A 12259-nucleotide genomic window follows, 5' to 3' on the forward strand; every position below is an offset into this window, starting at 1 on the left:
GGGCGAGCATATGACTACCAAATCTCTACAGCATAAATCGCTTCAGATCGGATTGGTCCATCTTATTCTTATTATGGGCGCTATTGTCATGGTTACTCCATTCATATGGATGTTTCTAACATCTGTGAAAACATTAGGAGAGTCAACGGCGATACCTCCGGTTATTTTTCCGAAAACGCTTCAATGGAGTAATTATTCGAAAGTATTTGTGAACTTGCCGTTTTTCACCTTTTACTGGAATACCTTCATTACAACAGTAGTCAAAGTTATCGGTCAGTTGATTATCTGTTCGTTGGCGGCTTATGCCTTTGCGCGCATTGCTTTTCCAGGTCGCCAATTCTTTTTCATTCTCATGCTTTCCGTTCTCATGGTTCCAGGACAAGTATTTCTCATTCCGCAATATATGATTATGAAAGATATGGGCTGGCTTAATTCGCTCACGGCATTAATCGTGCCAGGCTTGTTCAGTGCATTCGGCACTTTTTTATTGCGTCAATTTTTCATGACGCTTCCGCATGAACTAGAAGAAGCAGCGAAACTGGATGGTTGTAATCAATTCCGTATTTATTGGCAAATTATGATGCCGCTAGCTAAATCAGGGATGATTGCTCTTGCTATTTTCACCATGTTATGGTCTTGGAATGACTTGATGTGGCCGTTAATCGTTAACAGTTCACCGGACAAAATGGTTCTTTCCGCGGGGATTGCCTTCTTAGAGGGCGAACACAAAACGAATTATACGATCATTATGGCAGGCTCCATGATGGCAATTTTGCCAATGATCATCATATTCTTCGTATTTCAACGCTCTTTCATTCAAGGGATAGCCTTTACTGGAAGCAAGTCTTAATAAAAACAATTAGATACTTAGAGGCTTATAGACATACGATCGACATTCGGAGGGATTCACATGCAAAGAGTAACTGCCATTCTACTGGGTGCCGGAAATCGAGGGGCACAATCTTATGCACCCTATGCACTTAACTATCCTCATGAGCTAGATATTATAGCTGTCGCTGAGCCTGATGAAGAGCGCCGTGCGGCATTCCTATCAGCACATAAGATATCTGAAGCGAATTCATTTTCGAATTGGGAGCAGTTGCTTGAGCTTCCAAAGCTAGCAGATATTGCGATTATTTGTACCCAAGATCAAATGCATTACCACCCTACATTAAGAGCTCTAGAACTTGGTTATCACGTCCTTTTGGAGAAACCGATGTCTCCGAGTCCAGAAGAATGTGTAGAAATGGAGCTTATGGCCAAGAAGAATAACCGCCTGCTGACAATTTGTCATGTACTGCGTTATACCGCGTTCTGGACTGCGATGAAACGTGTAATAGAAGATGGGCAAATTGGACAAATCGTTAATATTCAGTTGAATGAGAATGTTGGCAATATGCATATGGCGCACAGCTTTGTACGTGGCAACTGGAATAATTCAGATAAGTCGAGTCCGATGATTCTAGCCAAATCATGTCATGATATGGACATTCTCTCCTATATCATGGGCGAGCCTTGCGAACGAATCAGCTCCTTTGGGTCGTTGATGCATTTTAAAGAAGAGAACGCACCTATAGGAGCACCGGCTCGCTGTTTGGATGGCTGTCCGGCAGAAGCCACTTGCCAATACTATGCGCCCAAATATTATTTGGGAACTGGACGAGGGTGGGCAGCTAAATTTACGACAGATACCAGCCTAGAAGGTATTATAGGAGCTCTGCGCACAACCCCTTATGGTAAGTGTGTCTATCGCAGCGATAATAATGTTGTTGATCATCAAGTGGTCAATATGGAGTTCGCAAGCGGAGCTACAGCGATGTTCAGCATGTGCGGGTTTACGAGAGATAATACGCGTATTCTGCAAATCATGGGGACGAAAGGTGATATTCGCGGGAATATGGAAGAGAACGAATTTACTGTTCATGACTTTGTGACGAACGAGAACATCACGATTCAAGTTCAGGCTTCCCAAGAAGGGCATAGTGGGGGAGATACTGGCATCATGCGCAGTTTCCTGCGCGAAGTCAGAACATACGCTGGCGGAGAAAGTGAGTCTTCTGCATCGGTTTCCGTGCGCAGCCATCTCATGGCATTTGCAGCGGAGGAATCCCGCTTGAACGGCGGTAAGCCAGTTATTATTGAAGATTTGCATAAAAGTCTAAGAACGCAAGCGGCCAATTTGAAGGCCCAGTAATTTGGACAAAAGCTCCAGATGAATCACCTTTTAGCGTTTCCATTTTTAATAAAATAAGTAAATATTGCAAATAAATTAAATGACATGTAAATATAATATTAAATGTATAGTCACGGGAGATTGGTGAGACCAGGCTGAGAGGCTAGTTATAACTATCGACTGTTTAACCTGATCTGGATAATGCCAGCGGAGGAACACAAGATCACTTTGAATACCAAGAGACCGCCTCTACAATAGATGCGGTCTTTTTTCCGCAGCATGAATCCTCCGCTGGATCAAAATCAATTTTAGGAGGCGTGGTATGTCAATGGAAACAAGTAAAGAAACATCTTACCTTCAACATCCTCATTTCCAGGGAGCCAAAAAGTGTATGTCGAGGATCACGAACGGACATCCGAGTTCCCATGCGAGAGATTAAATTGATTCCTACAACAGGAGTTTAAGGAGAACAGGAAAACGCGCCTTTTCGTGTGTAGGACACGAGTGGCGCATATACAGATGAAGAAATCTAAACCGATATTCGTGCTGGACTTCACCCTAATCGGTTGAATTGGATTGTTGCACGCGGCGATGCTAGGGCCTATTCAATTGCAGCCGCTTATGCGAAAGAAGGAGCCGACCTGGCTATTGTATATTTAAATAAAGATATAGATGCGGAAGAAACCAAAAAGTATGTTGAGCAATTTGGGATTAGATCTCGGGGAGGCCATCAGTGTCTCCCTGCTTTTGTGATTCGATTAGCCCAACTCATTATGTGTATAGTTGTCTATTTTCAAATACATTCGATGCTTATAAAGTACAACTAATTTGTTGTTTAGACCAAAGACATTAGGAATTGAAGCGTTTACAATTAATCTTGTAAGGATAGTGAATTTCATCTAGTATAGGGGGAAGAAAGATGAAGAAAACGATTAGTTTGACTGTAAGCGCATTTGCATTGGTTTCGATAGGATTATCAGCTTGCAGTTCAAATTCAACTACCAATTCCAGCTCAACGACAGCTCCTACCCCGGCTACTACTGCTGCTGCAACGACAACTTCGCCTGCTACAACTCCGGCAGCTGCTGATGCGAATAAGGATGCTTTCACCTTAAAAGTCGGCGCTTGGTTTTTAGATGATCTGCCACAAAGTAAGGATTTCGAAGTGGCCGCTGAAAAGAAATTCAAAGAGAAATATCCGAATGCCAAAGTGGTCTGGGATATTCTTGTAAGTGAGAAATATTTCGACAAAATGAAAGCGGAGCTCTCCAGTGGTGCCGGCGATGATGTCATATTCAATCAAAATATCACGGAGCTTGCAAAGGCCGGTTATTTGGCCGATCTGTCGGATCAGCCTTGGGTGAAAGATACACTCGATGCGACTAAGCCTACGATCACCTATAATGGGAAAGTATACGGTGCTGCACAAACCGTTGCGACTTTCGGCGTTTTCTATAACAAAAAAATATTCGCTGATTTAGGCATTCAACCTCCAACGAACTGGAATGAATTTCTCGCTGCCAACGAAAAAATCAAAACGAAGGGAATTACTCCTTTCGTAGGTGGATTCAAAGATCAATGGACTCTGCAATATTTAATTAGCGGGTTAGCTGAAATATCTGGCCAAAATCCGAATCTCGAAGCTGATTACTACAGCGGCAAAGCGAAGTTGAATGGCCCTGAACTGCAAGGCGCCCTAAACAAACTCGGACAGCTAGCGGATAAAGGCTACTTCAATAAGAACGCACTTACAATCGATTGGCCGCAAACACAAATTGAATTCGCTTCTGGTAAAGCAGCGATGATCTATCAAGGCAATTGGATGCCGGGTGTGGCGGCACAAACGTTCAAAGACAAAGGGTTCAACCCATTTGATGTCGGATTCTTCCCGCTCGCGGATGAGAACGGCAAAGCCCTTATGGGCGTTGGGCCAGACCATAGTGTATCGGTTAATGCGAAATCACCGCATCTGCAGGCAGCCAAAGACTTCTTGGCAATGACACTATCGCAGGACGTACTCTCCGTAAACTTGAAAGATATCGGCTTTTCTGGTGTCCGTGGCGTCACGGCTACTTACGCACAACCGGCAATGGGAGACATCAGTAGTGCGTTGCAAAAACAGCCATCTACTTTGCACGAATTTGTATACGGAACGACATTCCCAGTATCAGCGTTGACTACCGTAGTTCAGGCTGCCGAGAAGATCATCTCTGGTAAGAAAGCGGATGGCGATCTTGATGAAGCACAAAAGAATTATGACAAAGATAAAGGAACACTAATCATGCCGTAATGCGCCTAACAACCTTCAAATGCTTAAAAATTCAGGCCAATTGTGGACAATGAATACAAATGCCCGATTGGCCTGTTAGTAGGGTGGGATTATGAAAACAAGACACCGTTCTTATCTGCATGCCATCACCTTTATTATTCCCTCATTGTTGATTTTCTTGACGTTCGTTTATTATCCGTTCATAAGCAGCTTGTACTATTCCTTTACTCAGTGGGATGGCATTAACAAACCGGTTTTCATTGGTCTGGACAACTATCGTAACTTGTTTCATGACAGACTTGTCATTCATGCAGCGTTAAATACGTTGTATATCGTCCTTTTTTGCAGCCTCATCAATAATCCTCTATCTTTGTTTCTAGCACTCATGCTTCATAAGCCTTTAAAATTAAAGGGTTTTCTGAGATCTGTTTTTTATATTCCGGTCGTCATTTCGATGGTTGTCGTTTCAGTGGTCTGGGGCAACCTTCTGCAGTATGAAGGGGTTATCAACGCCTTGTTGGAAAAGATCGGGCTTGCATCCGTTGTCCACGATTGGCTTGGTGATACATCGACTTCACTGATTACCATTATCTTGATTAATGTCTGGTATGCGACAGGATATGGGGCTGTTATCTATTTAGCTGGCTTGGAATCCATTCCGACTGAGATCTTTGAGGCGGCGCGAATTGATAGAGCCGAAGGATGGTCGAAGTTTCGTTACATTACTTTACCACTCATAATGCCTTCGGTTACAATCTGTACCTTCCTTGGTATGGTGGGGAGTCTGAAATTTTTCGACTTGCCCTATGTGCTCACGAATGGTGGACCTGGCGATTCAACTTCAACGCTAGCGTTAGTTATTTATAACTTTGCGTTCAAAAACTCGACTTTCGGATATGCGACAGCTGCAGGTATTTTATTTATGATCCTTGTACTCATCATTACGACACTCCAGTTACGATTTACTAGAAAAAGGGAGGTAGAATATTAATGTCTACTCGTCCCGCAACCGTATTTAAACGGAAAAAATTAAGGTTATATTTCCTGGAAGCCATCATATTTGTAATTGCCATTATTTATTTATATCCGTTCTATTATATGCTGGAATCAAGCGTGAAGCCTGCCAAAGACTTCTACATTCCATTAAAGTTCCCAACTAAACTGATTTGGGATAATTATCAGAAAGTTTTTGACAAGACGAACTTTCTAGAAGCGTTCATGAACACAGTGCTTATCTGCTCCGGAACAATTGCTTTACTCGTTATTGTGGCATCGATGGCTGGTTACATGATATCCCGCAGGCAGGAGAAATTGTTTCAATGGGTCTTCTTCATTTTTCTTACTGGCATGATCATACCTCTTCAAACTAGCATGGTGCCCATTTACAAGTTAGCCATGGCTTTACACATAATCAACACGCGCTTTCTCCTCGTTCTGCTCTATACGGCAGGAACGATCCCGTTCGCAACGATGATGTATGCGGGCTTTACAAAGAATATTCCACGCGAACTGGAAGAATCAGCTAGCATCGACGGCTATGGGCGAACGAGGATGTTCTGGTCGATTATTTTTCCGCTACTCCTTCCTGCAACGGGAACGTTAATCGTAACGACACTATTCACTTTTTGGAATGACTTCGTCGGTCCGCTCCTTTATTTGCAGGATCCTCACAAGATGACCCTAATCACACAAATTTTTCGATTCAAAACGGAGAGAGCCAGCGACTGGGGGCCGATATTTTCTTTGTGTTTCTTATGTACCCTTCCATTAATCGTCATTTTTGTTTTTACGCAAAAATATTTATTAAAAGGCATGACGGCTGGCGCGATGAAGGGGTAGTCGTTTGCAATCTATTAATGAAGTCTAAAGTAGGGTTGAGGGAGCTATCCTCGACTCTTTTTTGGCATTTTCAAAATGATTTTAATTCGCATAAGGATAGCCTTTCAATTGTAAACTTATGGTACAATTAATCGCATAATCTTCCTTTCGATGAGGTGGCCATTATGAATAGAGCTCCAGTCCAAAAAAACGATTTTCTAAATTTGGCTCCTTATATAAGGTATATTCATGAAATAGGCTTCGACTCAGATTATAAAATTCCGCCAAGAGTAATTTATGACTATGAAGTCATTTTTTTACTGAGCGGCGAATGTGCCAATACGATTGATGGCCTCAGCTATATACAAAAACCTGGAGACATGCTTTTCGTACGTCCTCATCTACTGCATTCTGCACAAAAGATTGGCAGCGAGCATCTCAGTTATTTTGCTGTACATTTCGATTTAGAATATATGGGTCAACAATTGGATTTTTCCGCGGATGATGTTTACACCAAAGTAGATTATGAACATCTGGATTTTATTCCAGTGGAAGAGGAATTATCAGAAAGACCTGTTGTCGAGCTTAGTGATTTCTTGTTTCCTACATTAATCCATACAAGGGATCCACTGCCTTATATAAAAGCTTTCAGGGAAATGGACGCCATTTTTAAAGAAAAATCATTTGGGTATCATCTATTTTTACGTTCGCTTTTTTTGAAGATCCTTGGCTTATTGGTAAAAGATGTCGTCACTCAGGACGGTGTAAGTAAAGACTCATCCCATCGGGTTGAGATTACCAAGGTTATTCAATATATGTATGAGCACTATCATGAAGAGTTGGATTTTAATGTACTTATACAAACTGGGGAGCTGACACCTAACTATTTCCGCAAATTGTTCAAGGAAGCTACTGGAAAAACACCACTTGAGTTGCTTATTTCCATCCGTTTAGAAAAAGCCAAGATGCTCATGCAAGAGGGGAAATATAATATCAGCACGATTTCTGCTATGGTGGGTTATCCAGATATTCATTATTTCAGTAAGCTGTTTAAGAAGGTGGAAGGTATTTCACCCAAATATTATATGGATTCCATAAACAAATTAAGTTGAAAAAATGGAAATTTGTTGAATAAAACAACAAATTTGTTGGCTAGGCCAAATACGAAAATCATCTGCCCCCTTACAATAAAGATAGAAAGGAGCAGATGATATGACAGCTCAAACCCAAGTAGGTGTGTACTATTTTCCGAACTATCATGAGGATAAGGTCAACGAACAAAGACACGGTCGCGGTTGGACTGAATGGGAACTTGTGAAAGCGGCTACACCTAGATTTGAAGGACATCAGCAGCCCAAAATCCCTGCATGGGGCTATGAAGATGAAGCCGATCCGCAAGTTATGGCTAAGAAAATCGAAGCGGCGGCGGAACACGGCATTGACAGTTTTATTTTCGATTGGTATTGGTACGATAACGCTCCGTTTTTGCATGGAGCATTGGAGCGAGGCTTTCTAAAGGCCAGTAATAACGAAAAACTGAAATTTTCATTGATGTGGGCTAATCATGACTGGATTGAAATCATGCCAGCCATTCGGCATAAGCCTTATCCTATACTGGCTAAAGGCACAGTGGCGGAGCAAGTGTTTATTGATGCCACGAATTATATGATTGAGCATTATTTTGCACATCCTTCCTACTGGCGGGTGAATGGAGGTTTGTATCTCTCCTTTTATGAACTGATGAAGCTGATTGAAGGTTTTGGCGACAACTACGAAGAAACGGCTCGCATTTTGAACGACTTTCGTATCCGAGTTCGTGAAGCTGGGCTAGGGGAGCTGCATCTGAACGCAGTTGTCTGGGGACTAGAAAATTTGCCAGGCGAGAAAAAACTTGAAGATGTCAATCGGGTGTTACACCAACTAGGCTTTGATAGCATTACTTCGTACGTTTGGATTCATCATGATCCTATCCCTGATTTTCCTGCGACGGACTATGCCAATTACAGGGAGATTGCGGTTCGAAATTTCGAGAAATTCACAAGTGAATATGAATTACCTTATTTCCCGAACGTTTCGATGGGGTGGGATTCCAGCCCGCGTACGGTGCAAACCGACGTATTCGATGAACTTGGCTATCCGCACACGGCCGTCCTAACGGGGAATACGCCGGATGAATTTAAGAAAGCGCTTCTGTCGGCTAAGGATTTTTTCGCGGAGAACAAGTCTAAAATTCCAGTGCTCACCATCAACTCATGGAATGAATGGACAGAAGGCAGTTATATCGAGCCGGACACTGTTTATGGGATGGCATACTTAGAAGCCATCAAGGATGTTTTCGGGAAACGTTAGATGTCTAGCGGGGGAGTTCGCTTCTCCGCTGTGTTCTAAATAATTTGTGAACCAAGAATTATGGGAGGAGGAGGGAATTAAAAGGAAAAGTGCGACAAAGTTAATCTTTAATGTAAGCGCATACAAATTTATTTGACGATCGTAATGTCAAAATAGATTACTAAGGAGGATTACAATGATACAGGACAGCCGAACGGAAACCCTGAAATCTAAAATTCTCATTATCACCTTATTTTTAACTGCATGCATCTCGATTGTTTTATTCCATTCTACTACTGCGTATGCTACTTCTGGGGGCACGATCGTCGGTGCCATCCGATGGGACGGACAAATTGGAGACAATGCAGTCGGAACTCTTAGCGGGGTAGGACCAGAAGAAGAACGGGCCATGGCCCCTAGTCAATGGCATTTCCGTCTCCCATTTTATGCAACGGAACCTACAACAAATACAGATACGATGAGCGATACCACGCAAGCTATCATGGATCAAGAAATAGCCTATGCCAAAGACGCTGGTATTAATTATTGGGCTTTTGACTGGTATGGAAGCGAAACGGGGATGGATAAAGCTAGAAATCTTTATTTGTCCAGTACGCATAAGAATGATGTGAATTGGAGTGTTATTTTATTCACACATCCCTTGTCATCCTCAGATCTAACTTGGTTGGTAGCTCAATTTCAACAGCCCAACTTCCAGAAGGTTGCAGGCGGCAGACCTTTGGTTTATGCCTATAACTATTCATCTCTTGTGGACCCGGCACAAATCGCCTCATTAAGATCGCAAACCTTTGCCGCCATGGGGGTGCAGCCTTATATTGTTGCTTTGGACTATGGCTCATCGGCGGCATCTTCCTTTGCAGCTCAGATAGGGGCAGATGCTGTAAGCAGCTACGTAACATCCGGTAGCAATGGACAATCGTATGCCTCATTAGCGTCAAGCGAAGCAGCAAACTGGGATGTCTATAAGACTACTGGTTATAAGGTGATCCCTTGGGTTACGCAAGCATGGGACCCACGACCACGTATACAATTAACATCCCCCACGTATCAATATGCATCCTATTCATCAAACAGTTATGCAACGCCGTCTACACCAATAGAATTAGCTGGTCAGCTTCAAAGCGCCATTAATTGGAATGCTAATAACGCTTCCTCCGCGGATGCAAATACGGTTCTTATGTATGCTTGGAACGAATTCTCTGAGGGCGGTTACCTATGCCCAACGCTCATACCCGGTGGTGGAGGAATCAATCGAGATTATCTCGATGCCATTAAGAACGTGACTTCTTCTACTGTAGGGAATGGTTCAGGCGTTTCATTCATTACTAGTCAAACACTAGGATCGTTACGTAACAATTTTACGGGAAAAGTCGGGTTTCGTTTTACGACTCCTGGCAGCGGTATGACAGTAACAGCTTTAGGGCGCTATCATGTTAACGGAAATTCAGGAAATCATCTGATATCTCTGTATAAAGATAGTGATAAATCGTTGGTCGCATCTTGTAGTGTGAACGCTTCCACAGGGGCGATAGACAGTCTTGGATTTCAATATTGCGCCTTGACGGGAGCACTCGTTTTATCGCCGAGTACAGCTTACGATTTAGTCAGCAACGAGACGAGCGGCGGAGACCAATGGTATGACGACGATACCTCGATTACAATCGGCATCGGGACAGCTAATCAATCCGCCTATTTATCTGGTTCAACATGGGGAACCCATAACAGTGGTGCTAAATCTTATGGTCCAGTCAACGCGAAATACGCATCCACTAATTTGGCGTTAAGCCATACTTACAGCAGTTCCTCCAATTGGGATGGGAGTCAAACGGGTGATAAAGCATTCGATGGCAATACCTCGACGAATTGGCAAGCCGGTTCCGGCACAACCTTCAATGGACAATGGTTGCAAGTCGATTTTGGAACCAATGTAACGTTCAATCAGGCGACTATGATGGAATATGTAGATAATCGAACAACCGGGTATCGTATCGAATACTGGAACGGATCGAGTTGGCAGGTTGCTTATACAGGAACAACGATCGGTACGAATAAAACAGTTAATTTCACTGCAGTTACAGGTAGCAAAGCACGACTTTATTTTACAAGCGGCATGTATACGCCAATCATCTTTGAATTCCAGCTATTTAATCAATGAGGTTTCAGGTAACTGAAAGGAACTTTAGTATGAGTAACGAGCGGTTTCACTCCGCTCGTTCTTTTAATGTTCAGATGGGATTGCTTGGAACGAGTTTAGCATAGGAGGAGTGACATATGAGATATGAACAAGAACCGAATATTGACGCTAATTCAATTCGTATTATTGGCGCCAAATTGGGTGCTGCAACAATCATTGCCAACTCACACGGAGATACTTGGGACGCCGCATGGACGGAGGATGGAACCCTATATGTTAGTTCAGATGATACTTATGGGTTCGATAACAGTTGCAACAGTAATTTGGCTTTTCATCGGTTGGATGGCGATGATCCCTATGATCTGACAGGTGTAACTATAAATGGTATGGAGGAGTACGATCCGCTTTTTGGAATTTTGGAATCGGATGGCTGCTGCTGGAAAGCCATGGGAGTTGCCAGTATTGATGGCACGCTATATATGACAATCTCTCGACATAGATATGGCATGTCGAGAGTTGATCCTATGAAAAGACAACAAGCATTCAACGCTTCTATCATAAAATCGACTGATGGTGGCAAGACATGGACCCCTTCAGCAGCTGATAATCGAGTGAACCCGATGTTCTACGCCTATCGTTTTGGTACACCTTCCTTTGTAAAGTATGGGCGTGACGGGGAAGCTAGGGTACATAATGCAGATCATTACGTTTACGCGGTCTCGAACAACGGTTACTGGGATAATGGCGATGACGTTGTATTGGGACGTGTCCTGAGGGAGAAGATGTCCAGTCTAAATGGAAATGACTGGGAATTCTATCGTGGTGGGAACGGAATGGTAGATGCTAGCTGGTCAAAGATAATCTACGACGCAGAGCCGATACATCATAACCCGGGAAAATGCAGTATGACCAGTGTTCAGTACATAGAGCCTTTGTATCGGTATGTTATGATTGCTTGGTACTACACAGCAGGTTCAGGAGAAGTCGGTCACCGCGAAACGGTGTGGGAGTTTTACGAGTCGCCGACTCCATGGGGACCATGGACGAAATTTAGTGCTTTTCTTTTTTTCCCGCAAGGATATTATAATCCGTGCATAGTTCCCAAGTTCATCAGTACCGATGGAAAGAACCTGATTCTTTTTACGAACGGCGATTTCATTACGAATCAAAGATCGCCTGAGGAAAATATCTACAAGCTGACGATGATTCCCTGCGAGCTGGAAACGGAATAAAAGTGTAGGACACATTTTAAAGCTCAGATTGCTTCGTGTTCACAACCTCGAAAAATTTGTCAATACCGGAGAAGATTTGGAAGCTTTGATGTCCATCGGGACGACAGGCTTGATCAAAGCTATCGAATACCTTCCATGGCACAGAAGGGGCCTCAAGATGGATGGCGACCCGAGAAGCTCCCGAGATTGTTGGAAGTTCATTAATGGGAACGATTTTAAGGCAACTTGAACAGTACGCTTCTACTATGTGGTTTCGAGTTTCAAAGAATACTGTTCCAACTACC

General features: G+C 43.0%; 10 protein-coding genes and 1 pseudogene. 10 read left to right on the forward strand and 1 reads right to left on the reverse strand.

Going from position 1 to position 12259, the window contains the following annotated elements; translation table 11 throughout:
• The first annotated feature begins 10 nt into the window (after nt 1-10).
• The 10 genes and pseudogenes from A8709_RS09715 to A8709_RS09755 all read left to right on the forward strand — a co-directional run bounded on the left by A8709_RS09715 (nt 11) and on the right by A8709_RS09755 (nt 11975).
• On the forward strand, nt 11-850 hold the full coding sequence (locus A8709_RS09715; RefSeq protein ID WP_065852158.1) for a carbohydrate ABC transporter permease: 840 nt from the start codon (nt 11-13) through the stop codon (nt 848-850).
• Nucleotides 851-910: 60 nt separating this feature from the next.
• A complete protein-coding gene (locus A8709_RS09720) occupies nt 911-2194 on the forward strand; it encodes a Gfo/Idh/MocA family protein (protein ID WP_065852159.1) in 1284 nt (427 codons plus the stop codon).
• 584 nt (nt 2195-2778) lie between these two features.
• Nucleotides 2779-2889 (forward strand): annotated as a pseudogene (locus tag A8709_RS35640) (NAD(P)-dependent oxidoreductase); the annotation flags it as partial.
• Between the two features lie 203 nt (nt 2890-3092).
• Nucleotides 3093-4463 carry an ABC transporter substrate-binding protein gene (locus A8709_RS09725; protein WP_065852160.1) on the forward strand — a complete coding sequence of 457 codons (1371 nt, stop codon included), beginning with the start codon at nt 3093-3095 and terminating at the stop codon, nt 4461-4463.
• Between the two features lie 91 nt (nt 4464-4554).
• Complete coding sequence (locus tag A8709_RS09730; RefSeq protein ID WP_065852161.1) at nt 4555-5433, forward strand: carbohydrate ABC transporter permease; 879 nt, start codon at nt 4555-4557, stop codon at nt 5431-5433.
• Complete coding sequence (locus A8709_RS09735; protein WP_065852162.1) at nt 5433-6281, forward strand: carbohydrate ABC transporter permease; 849 nt, start codon at nt 5433-5435, stop codon at nt 6279-6281. Before A8709_RS09730 ends, A8709_RS09735 begins: the two co-directional genes overlap by 1 nt.
• A gap of 164 nt (nt 6282-6445) precedes the next feature.
• Nucleotides 6446-7372: an AraC family transcriptional regulator gene (locus A8709_RS09740; RefSeq protein WP_065852163.1), complete on the forward strand. Its 927-nt coding sequence runs from the start codon at nt 6446-6448 to the stop codon at nt 7370-7372.
• A gap of 100 nt (nt 7373-7472) precedes the next feature.
• Nucleotides 7473-8609, forward strand: coding sequence for a glycosyltransferase WbsX family protein (locus A8709_RS09745; RefSeq protein ID WP_065852164.1), 1137 nt, complete (start codon nt 7473-7475; stop codon nt 8607-8609).
• A gap of 175 nt (nt 8610-8784) precedes the next feature.
• Nucleotides 8785-10764, forward strand: a complete 1980-nt coding sequence (locus A8709_RS09750) for a galactose-binding domain-containing protein (RefSeq protein WP_065852165.1) — start codon at nt 8785-8787, stop codon at nt 10762-10764.
• A 116-nt stretch (nt 10765-10880) separates the two neighbouring features.
• The gene (locus A8709_RS09755) at nt 10881-11975 is read left to right on the forward strand and encodes a DUF4185 domain-containing protein (RefSeq protein WP_065852166.1); all 1095 of its coding nucleotides are present in this window, start codon (nt 10881-10883) and stop codon (nt 11973-11975) included.
• Between the two features lie 16 nt (nt 11976-11991).
• Here the strand turns inward: A8709_RS09755 and A8709_RS35430 are convergent, their stop codons facing one another.
• Nucleotides 11992-12117, reverse strand: coding sequence for a hypothetical protein (locus A8709_RS35430; RefSeq protein ID WP_279615853.1), 126 nt, complete (start codon nt 12115-12117; stop codon nt 11992-11994).
• Nucleotides 12118-12259: the final 142 nt, after the last annotated feature.

The organism is Paenibacillus pectinilyticus, from assembly GCF_001700435.1.
GTDB classification, from domain to species: Bacteria; Bacillota; Bacilli; order Paenibacillales; family NBRC-103111; genus Paenibacillus_E; species Paenibacillus_E pectinilyticus.